This is a genomic window from Rufibacter hautae, assembly GCF_008271695.1.
Lineage (GTDB): Bacteria > Bacteroidota > Bacteroidia > Cytophagales > Hymenobacteraceae > Nibribacter > Nibribacter hautae.
The window spans coordinates 1,648,888-1,670,876 of the sequence record NZ_VKKY01000001.1 but is presented as its reverse complement, the minus strand read 5'-3'; the positions used below and the strand labels follow the sequence as shown (position 1 = coordinate 1,670,876).

General features: G+C 53.8%; 17 protein-coding genes and 2 tRNA genes. 13 read left to right on the top strand and 6 right to left on the bottom strand.

From position 1 onward, the window contains the following. Positions 1-36: 36 nt before the first annotated feature. Both FOA19_RS06405 and FOA19_RS06400 read right to left on the bottom strand, forming a co-directional pair. Positions 37-1,569, bottom strand: coding sequence for a PD40 domain-containing protein (locus FOA19_RS06405; protein WP_149089920.1), 1,533 nt, complete (start codon positions 1,567-1,569; stop codon positions 37-39). 188 nt (positions 1,570-1,757) lie between these two features. Next, positions 1,758-3,524, bottom strand: coding sequence for an APC family permease (locus FOA19_RS06400; RefSeq protein WP_149089919.1), 1,767 nt, complete (start codon positions 3,522-3,524; stop codon positions 1,758-1,760). Positions 3,525-4,249: 725 nt separating this feature from the next. Here FOA19_RS06400 and FOA19_RS06395 point away from each other — a divergent pair. The 10 genes from FOA19_RS06395 (at position 4,250) to FOA19_RS06350 (ending at position 14,913) form a co-directional block, all read left to right on the top strand. Continuing rightward, a complete protein-coding gene (locus FOA19_RS06395; RefSeq protein ID WP_149089918.1) occupies positions 4,250-4,639 on the top strand; it encodes a hypothetical protein in 390 nt (129 codons plus the stop codon). Positions 4,640-4,983: 344 nt separating this feature from the next. Beyond that, positions 4,984-5,268: a heavy metal-binding domain-containing protein gene (locus tag FOA19_RS06390; protein ID WP_149089917.1), complete on the top strand. Its 285-nt coding sequence runs from the start codon at positions 4,984-4,986 to the stop codon at positions 5,266-5,268. Positions 5,269-5,409: 141 nt separating this feature from the next. Beyond that, positions 5,410-6,687, top strand: coding sequence for an efflux RND transporter permease subunit (locus FOA19_RS23630; protein ID WP_149089916.1), 1,278 nt, complete (start codon positions 5,410-5,412; stop codon positions 6,685-6,687). Then, complete coding sequence (locus tag FOA19_RS23625) at positions 6,680-8,572, top strand: efflux RND transporter permease subunit (protein WP_149089915.1); 1,893 nt, start codon at positions 6,680-6,682, stop codon at positions 8,570-8,572. The genes FOA19_RS23630 and FOA19_RS23625 overlap by 8 nt, the downstream gene beginning before the upstream one ends. Then, positions 8,559-9,824 carry a TolC family protein gene (locus FOA19_RS06375; protein WP_149089914.1) on the top strand — a complete coding sequence of 422 codons (1,266 nt, stop codon included), beginning with the start codon at positions 8,559-8,561 and terminating at the stop codon, positions 9,822-9,824. The genes FOA19_RS23625 and FOA19_RS06375 overlap by 14 nt, the downstream gene beginning before the upstream one ends. After that, positions 9,802-11,154 carry an efflux RND transporter periplasmic adaptor subunit gene (locus FOA19_RS06370; protein ID WP_149089913.1) on the top strand — a complete coding sequence of 451 codons (1,353 nt, stop codon included), beginning with the start codon at positions 9,802-9,804 and terminating at the stop codon, positions 11,152-11,154. The genes FOA19_RS06375 and FOA19_RS06370 overlap by 23 nt, the downstream gene beginning before the upstream one ends. Then, on the top strand, positions 11,151-12,467 hold the full coding sequence (locus FOA19_RS06365; protein ID WP_149089912.1) for an efflux RND transporter periplasmic adaptor subunit: 1,317 nt from the start codon (positions 11,151-11,153) through the stop codon (positions 12,465-12,467). The genes FOA19_RS06370 and FOA19_RS06365 overlap by 4 nt, the downstream gene beginning before the upstream one ends. Positions 12,468-12,566: 99 nt before the next feature. After that, the gene (locus FOA19_RS06360; protein ID WP_149089911.1) at positions 12,567-13,379 is read left to right on the top strand and encodes a hypothetical protein; all 813 of its coding nucleotides are present in this window, start codon (positions 12,567-12,569) and stop codon (positions 13,377-13,379) included. A gap of 486 nt (positions 13,380-13,865) precedes the next feature. Continuing rightward, positions 13,866-14,297, top strand: a complete 432-nt coding sequence (locus FOA19_RS06355) for a hypothetical protein (RefSeq protein WP_149089910.1) — start codon at positions 13,866-13,868, stop codon at positions 14,295-14,297. 37 nt (positions 14,298-14,334) lie between these two features. Next, positions 14,335-14,913, top strand: coding sequence for a heme NO-binding domain-containing protein (locus FOA19_RS06350; protein ID WP_149089909.1), 579 nt, complete (start codon positions 14,335-14,337; stop codon positions 14,911-14,913). Positions 14,914-15,077: 164 nt separating this feature from the next. On the opposite strand, the gene FOA19_RS06345 is transcribed toward FOA19_RS06350, so the two are convergent. Together FOA19_RS06345 and FOA19_RS06340 are read right to left on the bottom strand one after the other, a co-directional pair. Continuing rightward, positions 15,078-15,770 (bottom strand): LytR/AlgR family response regulator transcription factor, encoded by a 693-nt coding sequence (locus tag FOA19_RS06345; protein WP_149089908.1) that lies wholly within the window; start codon positions 15,768-15,770, stop codon positions 15,078-15,080. Continuing rightward, complete coding sequence (locus FOA19_RS06340) at positions 15,763-16,800, bottom strand: sensor histidine kinase (RefSeq protein WP_149089907.1); 1,038 nt, start codon at positions 16,798-16,800, stop codon at positions 15,763-15,765. The genes FOA19_RS06345 and FOA19_RS06340 overlap by 8 nt, the downstream gene beginning before the upstream one ends. 456 nt (positions 16,801-17,256) lie before the next feature. Here FOA19_RS06340 and FOA19_RS06335 point away from each other — a divergent pair, with 456 nt between their 5' ends. After that, positions 17,257-18,546, top strand: a complete 1,290-nt coding sequence (locus FOA19_RS06335) for a phosphatase PAP2 family protein (RefSeq protein WP_190300299.1) — start codon at positions 17,257-17,259, stop codon at positions 18,544-18,546. Between the two features lie 441 nt (positions 18,547-18,987). Further along, complete coding sequence (locus tag FOA19_RS06330) at positions 18,988-19,788, top strand: hypothetical protein (protein ID WP_149089905.1); 801 nt, start codon at positions 18,988-18,990, stop codon at positions 19,786-19,788. 395 nt (positions 19,789-20,183) lie between these two features. Here FOA19_RS06330 and FOA19_RS06325 read toward each other — a convergent pair. Then, a tRNA-Val gene (locus tag FOA19_RS06325) sits at positions 20,184-20,258 on the bottom strand. An 82-nt stretch (positions 20,259-20,340) separates the two neighbouring features. Beyond that, a tRNA-Val gene (locus FOA19_RS06320) sits at positions 20,341-20,415 on the bottom strand. A 391-nt stretch (positions 20,416-20,806) separates the two neighbouring features. Between FOA19_RS06320 and FOA19_RS06315 the strand changes: the two genes are divergently transcribed. Beyond that, on the top strand, positions 20,807-21,982 hold the full coding sequence (locus tag FOA19_RS06315) for a serine hydrolase domain-containing protein (protein ID WP_190300298.1): 1,176 nt from the start codon (positions 20,807-20,809) through the stop codon (positions 21,980-21,982). Positions 21,983-21,989 lie beyond the last annotated feature (7 nt).

Sequence of the window (21,989 nt, the reverse complement as noted above, 5' to 3'; positions counted from 1 at the left end):
AACGCATTTCTTTCCTAGGTGATACTTGCCCAACCCTTACTTCACCGGAACTGCGGCTATATCGGCTGAGTTGCTGATGAACGCGACTTTCTTGCTGTCTGGTGACCACGAAGGAGTGTTGATGGTGCCTTGCCCGCCGTAGACGTACGCAATAACCTTGGGCTCACCGCCACTGATGGGCATCAGGCGCAGGTACACGTGTTTGTAGAACGGATGGTCGCCGGACTGCACTTCTTCTTTCAAAAAAGACACAAACACCAGCCACTTGCCATCCGGCGACACGTGCGGAAACCAGTCATGGAAGTCGCCTTTGGTAACGGGTTCCTGGGCGGTGCCATCGGGTTTCATGCGCCAGATCTGCATGGTGCCGGTGCGGTTGGAGTTGAAGTAGATGTATTTGCCGTCTGGCGAGTATTCAGAGCCGTCGTCCAGGCCTTTGGCGGTGGTCAGGCGTTTCTCCGGGCCACCGTTAGCAGGGACGGTGTAGATGTCGTACTCGCCGTTACGCTCGGCGGTAAAGGTCAGCGTCTTGTTATCGGGTGACCAGCCGTGCAGGTAGGAGGGGCCCCGCGGTGTGATCTGTTTGGGAGTTCCGCCGGTGACCGGCACGGTGTAGATAATGGAGCCGCCCAGTTCCTCCACGCCGCTGCTCAGGCCCAGCATCTTGCCCCCGAAGGATAGCACATGGTCATTGTTGTTGTTCTTGACGTTGCCGGTGTTCAGCAGTTTGGGCTTGCGGCTGGCCAGATCAAAGGTGTACATGAGGCCATCGCTGTTGTAGATGAGGGTTTTGCCGTTGGGTGTCCAGTTAGGAGCTTGCAGTGACTTGGGCGAGGTGTAGATGGTCTCGCGGTTGCCGGTGGCCACGTCCAGAATCTCCAGGTTGCTGCCCAGGTATTGGCGGTACTGCACCAGGTTATCCGGTGCGGGCACGGTAAGGCGCACATCCCGGAAGATTCCTTTCTCCAGCACGTCTTTGTTATGCGATCCTACAAACAGCCCAACATAGATGTCCTTGCCCAAGTCCAGGTTAGACACCTCCTGTGTGACAAACGGCTGCCCGAATTTTGCCACCCGCATGGTGAAGGTGTTGCCTTTCCGCTCCAGTTGGATCACATCGGCACCGGTAAGGCTTGATTTGATTTCCTGGGTGCTGTCGCCTTTGGCTTTGCGGTATTGCAGCGAGGTCAGGCCATCGCCGTGCACGACGGCATTGATGTGCGCAGAGTTCCCTTCCAGGTCTTTGCGTACCATCCAGCCTACCTTCCGGTGCGGGTCCACGCCTTCGCCCACAAACCTAGCGTGGGTATACAGAATAAAATCCCCGGACATGCGCTTGTAAAGGTAGTGGAACTCGTCTTTGTCAAACCAGATGTTGTAGCCCGAGCCGGCGATAGTGTACTCCTGGGTTTTGGGGTTGTAGGAAGCGGAGCCGGGTTTAAGCACGCTGCCAATGTCTTTGCTGCTGTCAAACACCCCCACCGGTTTCACCTGCGCGAAGGCGGGCAGACGGAGGAGGGCAAACAAAGCCGTGCAAAACAGAAGCATACTGCAGGAGTTCTTTTTCATATCGGGTTGGTGGTTATCCATTTACCAATAAGATAGGGTATTTTCCTGAAAAGGGCCACAAACGTTTTGCGGGCCTTTTCAGGAAAGAAGGCAAAAAGCCCGGACTGCTCCATGGCAGTCCGGGCTTTTTGTGGCGGGTTGTTTTCACCCTGTATTCAGAAAAACAGGCGTAAAACGACCAGCCTAGGTTAAATTACTAGTCGCACGCCGCCCAGTTCCTGCAAACCGTAGATGAAACGGTCTCCGGGCGAGCCGATGAACATGAAGTTTTTCGGGATTTGCCACTTGGAAGACAGCTCCTGGATAAGATCGGGCCCGAAGTGCCCTCTGATGACAATAAAATCCACCTCCAGTTCAGGATAGGCCCGATCCAGCACCTCCACCTCGTGCATCAGCTTTTTGGGCGGTTCCTCGCCCTCCCGCAGCACGTTCACTATTTTGATGCGGCTGGTTTGCTCGTTCTCAATAATGTAGCGCATGACCTGGTTGATGTTGGCAATGTTATCACCGCGGGTGAAGAAGACGAACTCCTGCGAGCGGATATCGGTGATGAGGCGCTTGGTGGCGTAGGAGGTGATGGGGATAATCTTAGCCAGGGGCTTCTCAATCTTCTGCAACAGGTACGCGAAGAGCCGGAGCAGCCTGATCCGGAACAGCATGATGAACACCACCGAAACCGTTGGGATGAAATACTTCAGGAACACCCACACATACTCTGGGTTTAAGAGGGCATTGCCCACCAGCGCCGCTAAAACAGCCAAGATGGCGATGAAGACCGTAATACCCCGCGCACGCACCGGGCGGGGCAGGCGGTTGCGGCGCATCTTGAGCAGGATATTGCCCACCCCAAACAAGGTCATCACGGCCAGGAACGAGATGGTGTACACCCCTGCCAGGGCTGCTATGTCTCCGCCGGTAATCAACAGGATGGACACGCACAGCAGGAAGAAACTGATCATGATCAGGAACGCCGATCCTCTTTTGTTCGTGATCAGGAGGAACTGGGGCAGACAGCGGTCCAGCGTCATGCGGTGCACCAGGCCGGTCACGCCCACGTAAGACGTGAGCACTGCCCCGCTCAGCACCATGGCGGCATTGACAGAGACCAGGATGGAAAGCCAATGGCCGCCCGAGATTTCTCCCAGGTAAGCCAGCAGAGCGGTCTGGTTCTCGGCTACCTCGGCCATGGGAATAATGGCGATGGCCAGGAAAGCCGTAAGCGGGTTGAAGATGGTAACGGCCAGCCACATGTTGCGCAAGGTCTTGGCGAATACGCCAGGGGCCTGCTCCTCCACAAAGTTAGCCGAGCTCTCAAACCCCGAAATCCCCAGCATGGCTGCCGCAAATCCATAGAAAAGGGCTCGCCAGATGCTGCCCTGCAGTGGTTGGCTGTAGTTCAGGGCCAGCGTGTCAAACCCGTGGTTGAACAGGTAGAAGAACCCTACCAGCACCAGCAGGGTGAGCGTGGAAATGTGCGTGATGAAAATGACGATGGCTACAATAGATGACTCACCAATACCCATGATGGTCAGGCCCATGAAAAACGCCAGCAACCCAATGGTCGCATAGATAATGGGGAGCCCTTCCCACAGATGGTGCACGTAGTGCATGGCCTCGCTGGCCGAGATCACGGCGGTAGCCATGTAAGACAGCAGGGTGAGACAGGCCGCCATAGAGGCCGTGCTCTTGCTGGTGGTGTTCAGCAGCGCGTTGTAGGCCCCGCCGTTCAGGGGCAAGGCGCCCACCACCTCCGCGTAGATGCTCCGGAACAGGAACAGCACTCCGCCCACCATCAGGAGCGCAACCCAGGCATACTGGCCCGAATAGATGATGGCCAACGCCGATACATACAGGCAGGAGGAGGTAATATCGTTCCCGCATATGGCAGTGGCCGCCAACTCTTTCAGTTTAGGCGCGTGCGTAGGCGAGATTGAGTTTGTAAGGTCTTTTTTCATCCGTCTTTTTTGTAACAAGCCTACAGCGTAGCAGCTTATGGACCCAAGCACCAGGCGCTTTTCAGCACCTAGGAAAGCTAAACAGGCAAAGATTTGGTAAGCGTGTCTCCAACCCAACCCCTATACGAGGGAAGTCTGAGACGAAGATATCAAATTTGCTGAATTGTAATGCTCCTTGGTTCCTGCAGGAACATGAGACAGATCAGCGGATGCTATACGGGTAGGTCCCAAGCTGGTTCTATTGGCAAACCATACCGCTGTTAGAAGGCTTGGCTTGGTCTTGCAAAGGGGAAACTACATCCAGTAAAAACAGGCGGATTTTAGAAAAACAGGCGCTAAACAGCCTCAGCTAATGACATGGTTAGTGGCGCGGAAATTCTGCAAGGCAAGTCAACGCAGGAACTTTAATCAGGCATGACCCTGTAATTTAGAAACAAAGTTGCGCTTCTAAGCATTTATAGAGAACCCAAAAGCAAGCGTGAATAGGTTGAGTTAATATTTGGTTTTACATATTTTAGAGATGCTGAAGGATGTTCAGTCTTCAAGCGCGGTGATCTGATTTATGTAACAACTGAATAAAATTGTATAACAGCAGTTGTGGGGAGGTCCTTACTTTTGCAGGTAATAAAGTAATGTCTTGCACAACTCTGGCCAACAGAGCGCGTTAAGGCAGTAAACAGCGCGTTAAGGCAGTAAACAGTTGAATCTCAAGCCAGATGAAGGCAATGCACAGATTTATTCACCTCAGCTTGGTAGTAGCCCTCTTGATGGGCTCCTTCGGCTTCCGTGTGGATCCTATGCGCTGCGCTGGCAAGAAGAGTGGTGCAGCGCTAAGCCTTTCCATGGAGTCTGGCTGCTGCTGCAGCAAAAAAGCCAAGGAAAAGCAAGCCCCCTGCAATGACGCTACCTGCGTGATGCAGCGGAGCGTAGCCTCTACAAGTACCTTCAGCGCCTCTTCCCAGCAGGTGGTGAAGACTGCAACCAAGCCAGTAATCTATCCAAGCTTCACGCAAAGCATCAGGCCGGTACTGTTGGAGACCCTTCCGCAGGTGGCTTTGCCGCCGCCCATCTCGGGCCGTGACATCGGTATCCTGCACCAGCGTTTCCTTATCTAGTTTTCCCCTCTTTTCTCAGAAGCGGCCGCTATTCTGCTTTCTTCGGCTGCCTTCTGTTCTGTAAAATCAGTTCTGTCTTGATGACCTGCGCGGCTGGCTTTTAAGCCGTGGCGGCGAGTGCCTAGCGCTATTTTCTATCTAGCGCGCTTCGGAACATGCGTTCTGGCTTAGAGGCTTTCCGCAACCTGATTTTACAGCATCTCACCAATCTGTTTTCCTGCCCTTCCTTTCTCCGGCTTCAACGCTGCTTTGGTCCAGGAGTGACTTTCAAATGCCCCGCCGGGAAACGTGTTTCCGTGCGGTAACCCGATTGTTTCTAATCTATTTAAATCCTACCCATATTTATGAAATCTCTGAAAGTAAACCTCGCGCTGGCCTTCTTCGGCCTGACTCTATTTACTGCCTGTAACGGTTCCGGAACGGAACAGAAAGCCGCCGAAGGAACTACCACTACCACAGAAGCCCAGGTGGCGGGCGTCTCTTACACCTGTCCCATGCACCCTGAGGTGGTGAGCCAGGAGAAAGGCAAATGCCCTAAGTGCGGCATGTTCCTGGAAGAGGCAAAACCCGGCGAGAAACTTGACTCGGCCGCGGCTGCCCAGCAGCACCACGAAGGTGATCAACACTAAGTCTTAAGGTCTTGCCCCAAGCGGTTCCGGTTCCCTCGATGCCCAAAACTAGTTTGCTGTTTTCGGTCTGTTTTCATCTAAACAGGCCGAAAACGTACCAGGGCTATGGGCCGGCCGCTGGCAGGATAATTCCTTCTTTCTATGATTGGCAACTTAATTTCTTTCTCGCTCCGGAACCGGATGATTGTGCTGCTCATCGCGGCCGGTTTGTTCGGGTGGGGCGTGTACTCGGTGACCACCAGCAAGGTAGACGCCATCCCGGATCTCTCCGAGAACCAGGTGATCGTTTTTACCGAGTGGATGGGCCGTAGTCCGCAGATTATGGAGGACCAGGTGACCTACCCGCTGGTGACCAACCTGCAGGGCATGCCCCAGGTGAAATATGTGCGGGGCGTCTCCATGTTCGGGATGAGCTTCATCTACGTCATCTTCCAGGACCAGACCGATATCTATTGGGCGCGCGAACGGGTGCTGGAACGCCTCAACTACGCCAACCGCCTCCTACCCGAGGGTGCCATTCCTACCCTAGGACCGGACGGAACAGGCGTGGGGCACATCCTGTGGTACACGCTGGATGCCCAAGGCATGGACTTAGGCGAGCAACGGGCGGTGCAGGACTGGTACGTGAAGTTTGCGCTGCAGAACGTGCCGGGCGTGAGCGAGATCGCCTCGTTTGGGGGCTTTCAGAAGCAGTACCAGATCACGGTGGACCCTAACAAATTGACCTATTACAACCTGTCGGTGCCGCAGGTCATGGCGGCGGTAAGGGCCAACAACAATGAGAGCGGCGGCCGCAAGTTTGAGATGAGCGACATCGGGTACATCATCAAAACCACCGGCTATCTTAAATCAACCGAGGAGATAGAGAACATCCCCATCGTCACCCAGAACACCATTCCGGTGAGCGTGCGGGACATTGCCACCGTGCAGATGACGGGCGAGAGCCGCCTGGGCATCTTCGACCTCAACGGAGAGGGCGAAGCGGTAGGTGGCATCGTGGTCATGCGCTACGGCGAGAACGCCGAAGAGGTGATCCGGAACGTGAAGGCCAAAATGGAAGAGGTGTCTGCGGGCTTGCCCAAGGGCGTGAAGTTCAACATTGTCTATGACCGCAGCGGGCTCATCAATGAATCAGTGGACTCCATCAAAACCACCCTCATTGAGGAGATGCTGGTCGCCTCGGCGATTGTGTTTTTGTTCCTGTTCCACTGGCGAAGCGCGCTCATCATCATCATCCAGCTGCCTTTGTCGGTGGCCATCGGGTTCATCTTATTGAATGTCTTTGATATCACGTCCAACATCATGTCGCTTACCGGTATTGCCCTGTCCATTGGGGTGATTGTGGATGACGCCATTGTGATGGTGGAGAACGCTTACCGGCATCTCGCCGATGCCCAACAAACCGAAGAAAATGGATAAGCAAACGCGTCTGACCATTATAGAGAAAGCCTCCAAGCAGGTTGGCCCCAGCGTGTTTTGGAGCACCATCATTATTATCACGTCGTTTTTGCCAGTTTTTTTGTTAACTGGGCAAGAAGGACGCCTGTTCAGCCCGCTGGCCTGGACCAAGACCTTCATCTTGATCGTGGATGCCTTTGTGGCCATTACCGTGACGCCGGTGCTGCTGTCATTGCTGCTCAAAGGCAAGTTCAAGCCCGAGAGTGCCAACCCCATCAACCGCGGGCTGGAGCGGGTGTACGCGCCTATTCTGCGCTGGTGCCTCAACTGGCGGAAAACCACCATCGGGGTGAACCTGCTAGCGCTACTGGTGAGTATTCCCATGCTCATGAGTTTGGGCTCAGAGTTCATGCCGCCACTGGACGAGAGCTCCATCCTGTTCATGCCCGTCACCCTACCCGATATCTCCAACACCGAGGCCAAGCGCATTCTGCAGGTGCAGGACAAGATCATCAAATCGGTGCCCGAGGTGGCGCAAGTTTTAGGGAAGGCTGGTAGGGCCAGCACCGCCACGGATAACTCGCCCATCAGCATGATTGAGACCATTATTCAGTTGAAGCCGCAGTCGCAGTGGCGCGAGGGCATGACCAAAGCCAAGATCATCGCGGAGCTGGACCAGAAACTGCAGATTCCGGGCGTGATCAACGGCTGGACCCAACCCATCATCAACCGCATCAACATGCTGGCTACCGGCATCCGGACGGATGTGGGCGTGAAGGTCTACGGGCAGAGCCTTGATTCCATTGCGGTGGTCTCCGAGAAGGTGCGCAACGCCCTGCAAAAGGTGGAAGGCGTGAAGGACCTGTACATTGAGCCGGTAACCGGAGGCCGGTACCTGGAGATCCAGACTCGGCGCGAGGAACTGGGGCGCTACGGCCTCTCCGTGGATGATGTGAACAGTGTGGTGGAGTCGGCGCTGGGAGGCATGACCATTGGCAACACCATTGAAGGCCGCCAACGCTTCTCCATTAACCTGCGCCTGGCACAGGAATACCGCAACAGCCTGGACCGCATCCGCCGCATTCCCATCCAATCTGGGACGGCAGGAACGGTGCCGCTTTCGGCCGTGGCCGATGTCCGGTTTGTGGACGGGCCGCCCATGATTGCCTCGGAGAACGCGCAGCTGCGGGGCGCCGTCCTGTTCAACGTGCGGGACCGTGATCTGGGCAGCACCGTGCAGGAGGCCATCAACACCATCAACCAGCAGGTAACGGGCATGCCCAACGGCTACCACCTGGAGTGGAGCGGGCAGTGGGAAAACCAGATCAGGGCGAACCAGACCTTGAAGATCATCATCCCGCTGGTGTTCGTGATCATCTTCCTGATTCTGTACTTCTCCTTTAAATCGTTCAAGGAGGCGTTGCTCAACCTGGTCACCATTCCCTTCGCGCTGGTGGGCGGGGTGTTCATTTTGTACTTCTACGGCATCAACCTGTCGGTGGCAGTGGCGGTGGGCTTCATTGCCTTGTTCGGGATGGCGGTGGAGACGGGAATGCTGATGGTGGTGTACCTGAACGAAGCCATGCATGAGTTGGTCGCCAAGAAAGGAAACTCCAGCCAGACCATCACCAAACAGGACATCCGGGAGTATGTGTTCCAGGGGGCGGCCAAGCGGTTGCGACCTAAAATCATGACCGTCTCCGTCTCGCTTTTCGGGTTGATTCCTATTCTGTGGGCCACCGGCGTGGGCACCGATGTGATGCTGCCCATTGTGCTGCCCTTGATTGGCGGGGTATTTTCCTCTTCCATCCACATTCTGCTGGTGACCCCCGTGGTGTTTGAAATGACCAAAGAATACGAGCTGAAGAAACACGGCAAATTAGAGATCTACGATGTTACCCATTAACTATAAAAACTGCCTACTGGCGGGGCTGTTGCTGCTGTCTGCCCTTGGTGCAGTTGCCCAGACGCAAGCAAATGAGGTGTATACCCTGGAGACTGTTATCCATACGGTGCACCATAACAACCTCATGCTGCAGGAGCACGACCTCCAGACCAAAGCCTTGAGAACCTCCGCCGAAGGTGCCCGCAGCTGGATGGCGCCCATGGTAGGAGCGGGGGTGTTCATGCTCCCGTACCCGGGCCAAACCGTCATGGAAGACCGTGACAAAGGCATGCTGATGACCGCTATTGAGCAGGACATCCCTAACCCGGCGAAGTTGAAGGCGAAGGAAAAATACCTGTTGTCTAGGGCCGCCATAGAAGAGGAGGAGCACGAGGTGATGGCAAATCAGTTTCGGGCGCAGGCCAAAACCGCATATTACCAATGGGTGGTGCTGGAAAAGAAAAAGTCTGTGCTGCGCGAGAGCCAGCGCATCATGCAGTTCATGCTCAAATTGAGCAAAGTCCGCTACCCTTACAATCAAAGCTCCCTGGGCAGTATCTACAAAGCCGAGGGCCGCCTGGGCGAAGTGGAAAACATGCTCACCATGACCGATAGCGAGATCACGATGAAGAACCTCCAGCTGAACATGCTCATGAATCTGCCCGCCGAAACCCGTTTCAAAATAGACACCACGGTGCAGGTCCCGGAGCTTACACCTTTGCCAGACACCGCGGCGCTGCGGGTGACCCGTAGCGATGTGCGCCGACTGGACCGCACCATTGAATCTATACAATTGAACCTGCGGCTGGAGAACATGGAGCGCAAACCGGAGTTTGGGGTGCGGTTTGAGAACATGATGCCACGCGACAGAATGATGCCGCAGGTGTACACGCTTATGGGCATGGTGTCCATTCCTATCGCGCCGTGGTCTTCCAAGATGTACAAGGCTAACCTCAAGGCCATGAACCTGGAGATCCAGGGCATGCAGAAAGGCCGCGAGAACCTTTTGAACGAGGCCCGCAACATGGTAGCCAGCATGGGCCTGGAGTTGCAGACCAAGCGCACGCAGGTGCAGAACTACGAGAAGAAGATCATTCCCGCGCTTAGGCGTAACTACGAGACCACGCTCCTGAGCTACGAGCAGAACACAAGCCAGCTGCCCCTGGTCATTGACGCCTGGGAAGCCTTGAATATGGCGCAGATGGAATACCTCAACAACCTGGAGCAACTCTACCTGATTGGTGTGAACTATGAGAAAGAACTGGAAAAATAAGGTCCTCGGGTTGCTGCTGCTGCTGCTGCCGTTCACCTTCTCGGCCTGCCAAGACAAGCACGGCACGGAAACTGGGATCGCCCACGCAATGGAATACACCTGCCCCATGCACCCGCAGATTGTGCAGGACAAGCCGGGTTCTTGCCCCATCTGCGGCATGGACCTCGTAGCCAAGCAGCCCACCAACACGCCTGCCGTCGCCGTTTCCACGGATCTGAACTACCTATTGCAGCCCGCAAACCAGACGGTGGTCTCTTCCATCCAAACCACGCAGCCGGTGCAGAAGCAGGTAGAGAAGGAGATCACCATGAGCGGTGTGGTGACCTATGATACGCGGAGGCAGTACATGATCCCGGCGCGTTTTGGGGGCAGAATTGAAAAACTGTACGTGAAATTCAATTACCAGCCGGTGCGTAATGGCCAACGGCTCTACGACATCTACAGCCCCGAACTTGTCACCGCCCAGAAAGAACTCCTTTACCTATTGCAGAATGACCCCGGCAACACCGCCCTTATCTCTGGGGCCCGGCAAAAGCTGCGGCTCTTAGGGGTTACCGAAGGCCAGATCAAACAACTCACCCGGACCGGCCGCGAATCTTACACGTTCCCGGTCTTCAGTCCTTACAACGGCTACGTGCTGGACCCTGCCGTTACCGCAGCACCCACCGTGGCTCCTTCTGCCGCGGCGTCTGCAGGTGGGGGAGACGGAATGGGTGGTATGAGTGGCAGTGCGGCCAGCGCAGGCGGGGCTACGGGTAGCGGAAGTGCGGCTTCGGTGCCGGGGCAAGGCGGCGGGTTTGCCATCCGGGAAGGCATGTACGTGACCACTGGGCAAGCGCTGCTCAAAGTGGTGGACGCCTCGCAGGTATGGGCCCAGTTCAACGTGGCCAGCAACCTGGTAGGCCAACTCAGGAAAGGAGCGCCGGTGACCATCACCTTCAACCAACTGCCCGGGAAAACGCTGCAGTCATCCGTGAACCTAGTGGAGCCGGTTTTCGAGGCGAATGAGAACTTTGCCCGGGTGCGGGTCTCCTTGCCGGCCCAGGGAAATTCCGCTTTAATCGGACAGGTCATCACCGGGAGAACCAGCTACAGCACCGGCTCGGCCCTGTGGGTGCCCAAGGAGGCGGTGCTGGACCTGGGTACGCAGTCTGTGGCTTTCCTGAAAGTCGATGGCGTGTTTAAGCCAGTTTCCGTGCAGGTGGGCCAACGCGCCGATGGAAAGGTGGAAGTAGTGCAAGGGCTGACGGCGCAGGATGTGATTGCCGCCAATGCGCAGTTCCTGGTAGACAGTGAAAGCTTTATCAGGGTGAAGGAGACTAACCGATGAGAACTTTAAAGAACCTATTGCTCATGTTGCTGGCCGTCTTGGTGGTGGCCTGCACCGCAAAAGACGAGCACCAGCATGCCGAGGCGGGCACCACCTATACCTGCCCTATGCACCCGCAGATAGTGGAAGATGAGCCCGGCTCCTGTCCGGTCTGCGGCATGGATCTGGTTCCGGTGCAGAAACAGAAAACCGAGGCCAAAACGGCCAGATCCTACACTTGCCCCATGCACCCGCAGATTGTGCAGGACAAGCAGGGTTCATGTCCCATCTGCGGGATGGACCTGATTCCGACGCAAAGTCAGGAAAACGGCTCAGAAACGGGTAGCATCATGCTCAGCGATAACCAGATTCAGCTAGGCAACATCACTACCCGGCCGGCCAGGCTGGGGCAGGTAGGCAGCAATACCGTGCTCACCGGAAGGCTGGTCGTGGACCAGACCCAAGCCGATCTGATCAGCAGCCGGACAGCGGGCCGGATTGAAAGGCTTTATGTGAAGGAAACGGGCCAGCCCATCCGGAAAGGGCAACCGCTTTATGACCTGTACAGCGAAACCTTGCTCACGCTGGAGCAGGAATACCTGTTGGCTTTGGACCAAGTGCAAGCGTTCCCCGGCGAAAAGCAGTTTGCCTCTATCCTGAGCGCCGCCAAAAGAAAGCTTCAACTCACCGGCCTTACCAACGCCCAGATCAATCGGATTGGCCGAACCAGAAAGTTTGATTCCCGCATCACGTTTGTGGCGCCTACCTCCGGTACGGTGACGGAAATCTCCGCCGCTGAAGGAATGTACGTGGCCGAGGGAAGTCCGCTGTACCGGCTGAGCCGCTTCGGGAGTATCTGGGCCGAGGCGGAACTCTACGCGCAGGAAGCCAACCAGCTGAAAGTCGGTACGCAGGTGGAGGTTTCGGTGGCCGGCACCACAGCGCCCATCAAAACCAAAATCTCCTTCATTAACCCCGAGTTCCGGCAGAACAGCCAGGTAGTGGTGGCGCGGGCGACCTTGCCTAATCCGCAAGGGCGATTGATTCCGGGAACCCAGGCCACCATTTCCTTGCCGGCTGTTGCAAATGAAGCGTTGACCCTGCCGCTGGATGCCGTGATCAGGGATTCCAAAGGAGCCCACGTCTGGGTGCAGATAGGTAAGAATACGTTTGCGCCAAAGACGGTGACGCTGGGCGAGGAAAGCGCAAACCAGGTGGCCATCCTGAGCGGCCTCACCCAGAAAGACACCGTGGTGGTGACGGGCGCCTACCTGCTCTACAGCGAATATGTGCTGAAGAAGGGCTCAGACCCCATGGCCGGACATAACCACTAAGCCAAACAAGGCAAAGCCGTTTTAGGCCCGATTTACAGAAAACAGCCCTAAAACTGGCAAAGGCTGCGGCTAATCTGTGTCTTGTTGTAAATTGGCGGTATGGCAAGAAGCAGACACTACTATATCCGCAGGTTCCATCGGTATTTTGGGCTCGTGTTAGGCGTTCAGTTCCTTTTCTGGACCCTGGGAGGTTTGTATTTCAGCTGGAATGACATAGACAAGGTGCACGGAGACCATCTGCGGAAAGAGAAAAGGTATCTGCCCGCTTCTCTGGACCTGGTTTCCCCGCAAGTTGCCCTGAAACATCTGCAGACCACCACTGTGGTAGATTCGCTCAACTCCATTCAGCTAATAGAGGTGCTGGGCGTGCCCACGTACCAAATCCGTTATTTCTCCACCGATGCCGGTGCCCAGCGTACGCAAGAAGGAGGCAGCCATGGCGGCGGGCACGCGGGTGCCACCAGCAAGGTGCAACTGGCCAATGCCACCACAGGGCAATTGGTAGCGCCGCTCAGCAAGGAGTCGGCGGTGCAGGTAGCCTTAAGCAACGTGGTGGAACCCGCCCAGGTGCAGAAAGTGGAATACCTCACCCAGGTAGGCGGCCACCATGAATACCGCGAGAAGCCTTTGCCTGCCTGGGCCATCACCTTCCGTGAGCCTAACTGCACGGCGTACGTTTCCGCGGAACTGGGTACTTTCCAGGCCATCCGGCACAACCAGTGGCGCGTGTTTGACTTCCTCTGGATGCTGCACACCATGGATTTCCAAAGCCGTGACAACATAGGAAATGTCCTTTTGAAGGCTTTTTCGTTTTTCGGGCTGCTAACAGTCTTGTCTGGGTTTCTGCTCTACTTTGTGTCCTCGTCTGCCGTGCGGCAAGCGAAAAAGAAGCCGGGTGCCCATCGGGTTTAGGCTGCTCCTCTCTAGTTTCCGTCTTCGCTAATCAGCTGAAATCCAATTCCAGGGCCTTTTTGGTGTTTGCCTCAGCTGCAGTAGGATTTATTTATAGTCTGGGTAACCATCAGCCTGTAAATAAATAATCTGTGGCAGTATTGTTGGTTAATCCTGAAATAAGGGAATTGTAAAAAACAATGGGTTACCTTTGTAGTCCCCTGTTGAACCCGTTGCTAACAAGGCTGATTAGCATGGAGGCAAAAGGCGGTGCTTCACGCCTACACTTAGGATGGAAAATACATTCGGAAGAGTTCAGGGAATTCTCTGTGATGGACCAAAAAATACTGGAGAACCTGGCGTCTATTATCATTGATGATATTGAGACGGCCTAAGCAACCGAGATGGGGTTATGGGAAATTAAAACCCGGGTTTGCCACTAAAAACCAGCGATGCACGTTGCAGAGTAAATCGCTTGATTAACGATCCATTAAAAAAAACGCATTGATGATCCTGTTTGAGAACAGCATTGTGAGACTAAACTATGACCCCGGAACTGACATTCTGGAGGTTGCTTACCCTGACCTTCATGGGTACCTGCTGCCTGAAATAAAGCATACCATCAACAAGATGGTAGACATCATCAAGAATTACGACGTAAAGAAACTCCTGCTAGACTCTACCCAAACGATTATATCGGTGGGAGAGGAGGAGAGCCGGGAGATTTCTATGTACCTGGCAGCCGGTTTGTCCAGAACGCGCCTCCAGAAGGTGGCAAGGCTGCAGTCCTCCAGCGAGGGGGTAGAAAAGGTGTCTGAGCGTAATATAGAACAAATCAAGGCAGCGCAGCAACTTCCCTTTGCGCTGCGAAACTTCAGGGCCAAGGCCGAGGCGCTGGACTGGTTGAAGGCAGATCAAAGCTCATCTGCCCCTGCATAAGCAGGTGCAATAACGTTACCCTTAGAATAGAGATACAATGGAAGCAAGAGTAGGTAGGTCAGACATGATGCATGGTTCCATTTTCGTGCTATTGAAGCGGTACGTAGAGAACGCTTTTGACTATAGCACCTGGGTGAGGCTGGTGGAGTCGGCGGGCATAGAGCGGACGGCTTACCACATGCACGAGATGTATCCAACGGATGAGCTGTTTGGCATCGTGAACAAGGCTTCTGAGGCAACCGGTATCCCCATCTATGACCTGATGGAAAGCTATGGCGAGTTCCTGGTCCCAGACCTGCTGCTTGTCTATAAGAAGTACGTGAAGCCTGAGTGGCGCACCTATGAGATGCTGCTCAACACCGAGGAAGCCATGCACGGCGCGGTGAAGAAGGAAGATGGCAGAACCTCGCCGCCCAAGTTGTTGGTGACCAAACAGGGGCCCAGCAGATTGATCGTAGATTACCATTCTAAGCGCCGCATGGCCGGCGTGGCCGTAGGAATCATAAAAGGAATTGCCAAGTACTACCACGAAGGCGAAGAAGTAAGCGTTACCCGCCTCACCGAACCGCATGCCGAGCGGGTTCAGATTGTGGTGGATTTCCTAAAACGAGCCTAAAATAGCAGGCATCCATGATGCTCATCCATGAAACCGGTTTGTGGGAAAACTGCGGACAAGCAATCTGTTTTAAGGCCTGTTTTTTTAAAATCGGGCAAATTCTGTAACACGGTTTTTCCTATAGATAGCCTTGCCTAAACACAGATAAGCCTCATTCCTCAATATTACAGTTCCGTCAGAATATCCCGGTAGCCCCGTCCAATAGGGATTGATACGCCGTTCACCTCTACCTCTTCTATGGTGTAAGAGTCAATCTTGTTTTTGGACACGATGAAGGAGCGGTGGATTCTCTTGAAAAGGTGAGCCGGCAACAGCGTCTCCATTTCATGGGTGCTCATCTTGGAAAGATGCTCCCCCTTGGTGGTCACGAGCTTGATGTATTCCTTCTGACTTTCTATGTACAGGATATCAGAGAACAGGATTTTCACCTTCTTCTTCTGCACATTCAGGAAAAGATAATCTTTGGTTTCCTGCAACGCCGGCGTCCCTGGTTTATCTCTTTCGGCTGACTTTACTTTGTTCACCGCTACCAGAAAGCGCTCAAACTCAATGGGCTTCAAAAGGTAATCGGTGACGTTCAGGTTGAATCCCTCCACGGCATATTGATGGTAGGCAGTGGTGATAATGATCTCCGGCGGATTGACCAGTGTTTTCAGGAAAGCCATGCCTTTCAGTTTTGGTAGATGGATGTCCAGGAAGATGAGGTCAACGGCGTGGTTGCGCAGGTAGTCCGTGGCCAGGATTGCGTCTTTGAAGATTCCCTTCAGGTCAAGAAATGGCACCTGCGACACGTAGTCAGACAAGATTTTCACGGCCAGAGGCTCATCTTCCACTATGATGCATGTGATGTTAGACATGGCTGGCGAGGTTTATTTTCAAAGTTGCCGTAAACACGTAATCGCCTTGCTGCACAGAAAGACTGTACTCTGTGTAAAGCAGTTCCAGTTGTCGCCTGAGGTTAGAAAGCCCGATGTTCTCTTTTGCCTGCCTCTCCTCAAGGGTTGCCTCCGTAGAGTTCTTTACGATAAACGTTAGTTGCCGCTTGTTTACAGATAAGTGGATGTCTACGAAAGGCTGGTTCCTGGTCTCGGACACCCCATGTTTGAACGCGTTCTCCACCAGGGGCATGAGCAGGAGCGGCGGCAGGGCCTGTTTCATGTCTTCCACGTCATGGTTGAAGTTGACCCGCAAAGACTCATCGTAGCGCAGTTGTTCCAGGGCAAGGTAGTCGCTGATGATCTTCAGTTCCTGTTCTATGGCTACGAAGGAGCCGCCGGCCTCATACAGCATAAAACGCAGGATCTTGGAAAGGCGCAGGATGGATTCCGGGGCTAGGTCAGACTTGTCCCGAGCCAGGGAATAGATGTTGTTCAGGGTGTTGAAAAGAAAGTGCGGGTTTGTCTGCGACTTGAGATAGTTCAGCTCGGCCTCCTGCTTTTCAATGCGCAGTTGCTGGGCGGCATGCTTCAACTGGATATAGTCATAAATGTGCCGAAGAATCCCAAAGAAGAAGATAGACATCACGCTGAACTCCATCTGCTTCGTAGCCCCTGCTTCCGCCGAAGAAAAGGTGGTCAGCGCAGTGTAAGCCCCCAACTGAATGCCTATGAACCGCCAGGCATACAAGCCCCAGGAGTAGAGCATGATGTGGGCCACTAAGAGAAACAGCGAGCTGAAGATCCTTTTCCGGCTTGCTCTGGCCAGGGTAAACTCAAACAGCACGTAGTTGAGCACTACCACATAGGCCACCCGCCAGATATTGTTGACAGCCCTTTCCCCAAAGGTATCGGGATTATTGGCCAAGTCAGAAAACAGCCAGAGCAACAGAAAGACAAGCCCTATCCATGCATAGAGTGTCGCCCGCTTCCTGTCCAGTATGCTCTTCATGCTGCTAAGTAGGAGATTTATTTCGGTAAATCTCTCTCCATTCTTTTACCTGTCTATGAAATGGGGTTCGGCATCTATAGACAACCCGTCAAGGTTCATAAATAACTGACCCTCAGATAGCATGCTCTACGTAATGGCACGCTCCGTTTTGGGGCTGTTTTCCGCTAATCAGCTTAAAAACGCTGTTGGTTGACCAAAGCGTGCTGTCTGTTGACGGCGGCTTTTGGCTTCGGTTTAATTGTATATCCTTGTGTCATCATCCCCGGGAGCTCCAGCTGATCACCAGAAATCCGTGTCAATATATACGTTTTAATATATGAAGACCGGAGTCAAACTGCGCCAACATTTTAGTCCAACGCCTTTAGCCTAAACGTTATGCCCATTACAAATCCTCTCAGAAAAATCAGGCTCCTCTTCCTTGTTCTATTCTTCACGAATGGCGTATTTTTCCCAGGTGTGTCCCAGTCCCAGAGATACGAAGCGGCCCACTGGAATACCTGGCTGGTGGACAAGGCCCAGCCGATAATGGTGCCGCCACCGCCTACGCCGGCAGCGTCAAAAGCGGAGCTGCGCACCGTGAAGCAGCACCTGGGGAAGCTAACCGATGCCAAACTGCAGGTGGTGAAATATTGGGATGCGGGCGCGCCGGCTTACCGCTGGAACCAGTTGGTGCCTAAGTTAACCGCCCAGAAGTTTGAGGTAGCCCTCAGGATGCCTTCGGCGTGGATGAACATGGCCATCTATGATGCCACGGTCCTGGCCTGGCGAGAGAAAGCCAAGCACCAGCGAAAACGCCCCCACCAGGTAGATCCTTCCCTGAAACCCGCCATTCCTGCGCCGCTTACCTTTTCGTACCCCTGTGAGCATTCAGTAACAGCCGCCGCAGCCGCCCACGTGCTGGCTTATTTCTTCCCGGCCAAGGCCGATTCCATTCTGCAGATGGGCCGGGCTGCCGCCCAATCACGCATAGACGCGGGCGTCCAGTTCCCCAGCGATGTGGAAGCCGGTTGGAAGTTGGGCGAGCAGGTGGCCCGGCAGATCATAGAGAAAGCGAAGCAAGACGGATCGGCGATGGTGTGGAAAGGCGATATAAACAAAGACCCGAAGAAATGGACCGGCAAGTACCCCTTGGGCATCAACCTGGTTTCCTATGTGCCCTTGGTGCTGAAATCGGCGAACCAGTTCCAGCCGCCCGCGCCCCCAGACTTCGCCGCCGACATGAAGGAGATGAAGGAGTTCAAGCAGACGTTCAAAACTGCCGCCGCCGCTTACTTCTGGGCCAACAGCGGAGATACCTGGACCGATCTGGCGAGCCAGAAAATGTTTGAGTACCGCCTGCATGAGGACGCCCCGGCTGCCGCCCGCATTTACTGCGTGCTGAGTACCGCTTACCATGACGCGGCCATCGCCATCATGGATGCCAAGTACGCCTACTGGGGAATCAGGCCCAGCCAGTATGACTCCACCTACAAGCCCCTGATTTCCACGCCGCCCTTTCCCGGCTATCCGTCGGGGCATGCCGCGGCGGCGGCCACCTCCTGCGAGGTCCTGTCTTACTTCTTCCCCGCCGATGCGGAACAGTTCCGGAAACTAGCCAAAGACTGCGCCGATTCCAGGTTCTACGCCGGCATCCATTTCCGGACAGACAATGAGGTAGGCCTTACCATGGGCAGAGAATTGGGGAGATACGTGGTAGAATTCCTGATGAAAAAGGGAAGCCGTTCAGGCCTGAGTCGTACGAGATGACTTATATAGAGATTGCTTTGGTGAAGAAATGATTAGATACTCCGCCTTTGGTAAAAACTGGAAAGGAAACAGGGGCTAAGACCAACGGAAGGCTTTGGTTATTTACGGATTGGAAGGCAGAGGGTGCTTTTCTCTAAATAGGATTTTATGCCTATATTTCGGGGTGTCTATAAGGCCTGTTGGGGCAATTTAAGCTCTATCTATACTGATAGCTTTTGCGATAGAAACTGCTTGACTTTAGTCCCTGGCGAGGTAATATAGTAGATCTGAAGGTTAGAACCTCCGGCATTTACCCGGTCCGGCCCGAGACAAAAAAGGAAGTTTTCATGGAATGCTAATGAGGCAGTAGCTGGCCGCCATGAGATTTCATTTCCTTGCCTTTGTTGGACTATACCATTCAAACTAATATCGTTTTCAACCAGAATCTACCTGTTTTTTTTAATGAGATATACCCTGCTCCTTTTCTGCGTCTTGGCTCCTTTGATTTTCCTGTCCTGCTCTGATGACGAACTCGGGGAGACGGGCCTTTTGCTAACGAGGGTCCAGATCTATAATGTCAGCCAAAGTAAGGTGAGCGACTTTGAGATGGCCTACAGCAAAGAGGGGTTGTTGGTTCACTCCAACCCAGAGGATGTACACCATGAATATGACCGGGAAGGAAGGCTGACGAAGGTGCTCTCTAATAGGAAAGAGGAGTTGCTCGCCTACGATGCCTCTGGCAGATTGGCGTCCTCCATTACCCGGGAGGAATTCTTTCCCGACGATACCCACCAATATACCTTTACCTATGATGCGACGGGGATACTGACGAGGGTCCTTATAAGAAGGGGCGAAAGTCACCCCGTATACCAATTAGTCGTCCTGTCCTATGACGGTTTGGGTAATGTCACCAAGGAGGATTGGTATGCCTCTGATGCTTCGGGAAACCCTCTGCGGCACAGCGCTGTGCTTGAGGCGGCTTTCGATTCTAACCCGAACCCCATGCGTGGAGTAGGTGGTTTTGGACATCACTTTTACTACAGCACTACAACGTTCACCTTCTTTTTCACCAGATTCGTACCTTTCCTGAGCCCCAACAATCCTATTTGGGTGAAGTCAACCCAGTTCAAGGGACCATCTTTTGACGGGTCAGAGCACGAGGTGAAAATTCATTATAAATACAATGGACGTGGCTATCCTTCTGAGGTGATGGTGAACGGGTATCTCCAAGAGTTGGAGTATAAGGGATTTTCCTTGAGATGATATTCAGGTCCGCCATATGCAATCACTCCTAATCTTATTTATTGCAATGGTGTGCTCATGCTGGTAGATTCATTGCCGCCAATCCTCAAATGTTTAGTTAATCACAGTCTTGAGCATTATACTAGTTACTAAGGAACTCTTAGTATCTACCATTTTTCTTAAACGGATGGTCTTGGGTTGGCTCATCAGAGAAGAACAATAATTTTTGTCATCATAAAAGGCTTCTTGCCCAAGGTTAGTAGAGAAAGGTGTTTGCAAATCTTGCTGAGGTAGAAGTAAGTCAGATTCAAGGAAATGATAGACTTATTTCAGATTGGATTAAGTCAGAAATTTGCATTTGGCCAAAAACGAAAAAGCACTTACCAGGCGAACCTGATAAGTGCTTTTTACTTAAGTGGGACGTGCTGGATTCGAACCAGCGACCCTCTGCTTGTAAGGCAGATGCTCTGAACCAGCTGAGCTAACATCCCAAACTTGTGGTGGTTGAAGACCGTGTGTCTTCAAGGGTAATCTCTCCATAAAAAAACCTCTCCAAAGAGAGGTTTTCCTGAGTGGGACGTGCTGGATTCGAACCAGCGACCCTCTGCTTGTAAGGCAGATGCTCTGAACCAGCTGAGCTAACATCCCCTATCAGTAGGAGACCTGCTGTCTCCGTTTGATGATGCAAATATGGCAGGTAGAATTTTAATCACCAAATGCTGGCCCAAAAAAGTAGATAAAATTTTAAGTAAAACGAAGGCGTAGGTGGCTAGAAAAGCGGTAAAAGATTCATTTGCAAGAACCTATCATGCTAGCCGGTGAGTAAGTTTCTGGTGAAAATTTCTGCGGAGGTCAAAGGAAAGGAGGACGAGGCAGGCAATGTCTTGAGGTAGCCGGGCTAAGTAACTAGGTTTTCATTCCAAATACAAAATCTGTTAGAAGTTGGATGCCCTGGTTTTCCCACTGAATAGAAAAGAGGAGTGAACCGTTTTTGTCGTATTTTCCCGAAAACAAGCTGAAAACGAACGCACCCGTCTGCATGAAAAAATATCTCCGCCCGTTGCTTCCCTTGGTATTCCTGGGTTTCCTTGCCTGCCAGAGCAATACCAGCACCACCCTCCCGCATAGCGCATCGGCGAACGCCAAAGTCTATTACCCAGAGAAAGGCGATGATTGGCAACAACGTACCCCGGAGCAGGTAGGCATGGACCCCGAGCTGCTGGCCCAGGCGGTGCTGTACGCCCAGACGCAGGAAACCAAATGGCCGCGCGACTTCTCCAACCAGGAAGAGGTCTTCGGGAAGTTGCTGGGGCCCATCCCCGCAAGCCGGGCGGGTACCAACGGCATCATCCTGCGGCACGGCTACATTGTGGCCGAGTGGGGCGATACCAAGAGCGTGGACCCCACCTACAGCATCGCCAAGAGTTTTCTGTCTACCATCCTAGGTATCACCGTGGACAAAGGCATGATCAAGGACATCCAAGATCCGGTGGGCCAATACATCAAAGACGGCGGCTATGACTCTGAGCACAACCGCAAGGTTACCTGGCAGCACCACGCCCAACAGACGAGCGAGTGGGAGGGAGCGCTCTTCGGGAAGACGCACACCTTTGTGGGCAAAGAGGAATTTGGCAGCGGCGAGCGCAAACCGCGGGAGCTCAAAGAGCCCGGCACCTTCTATGAGTACAACGATGTGCGCATTAACCGCATGTCTCTGTCTCTGCTGCGGCTCTGGGAGAAACCATTGCCGCAGGTGCTCAAAGAAAGAGTCATGGACCCCATTGGCGCCTCGGAGACGTGGCAATACCTGCCCTACCGTAACTCATTGGTGGAGGTAGACGGCAAGCAGCTGCCCAGCGTGAGCGGCGGTACCCGCTGGGGCGGCGGCCTCTGGATCAACACCCGCGACGAGGCCCGCTTTGGGTACCTGTTCCTGCGGCAGGGCAAATGGAAAAACAAGCAGATCGTGTCTAATGAATGGGTGAGGGAAGCTACCACCCCAAGTCCGCACGGCCCCGATTACGGGTACTTGTGGTGGCTGAACACCCAGAAAAAGCAGTGGCCCAACGCACCGTCCACCAGTTTCGCGGCCCTGGGGGCGGGTTCCAACACCATCTGGGTAGACCCCGAGCATGACCTGGTGGTGGTCTGGCGCTGGCACGGCACCAACGGCGATGAGTTCTTCAAGCGCATCATCGCGGCGGTGAAACAGTAGAAAATAC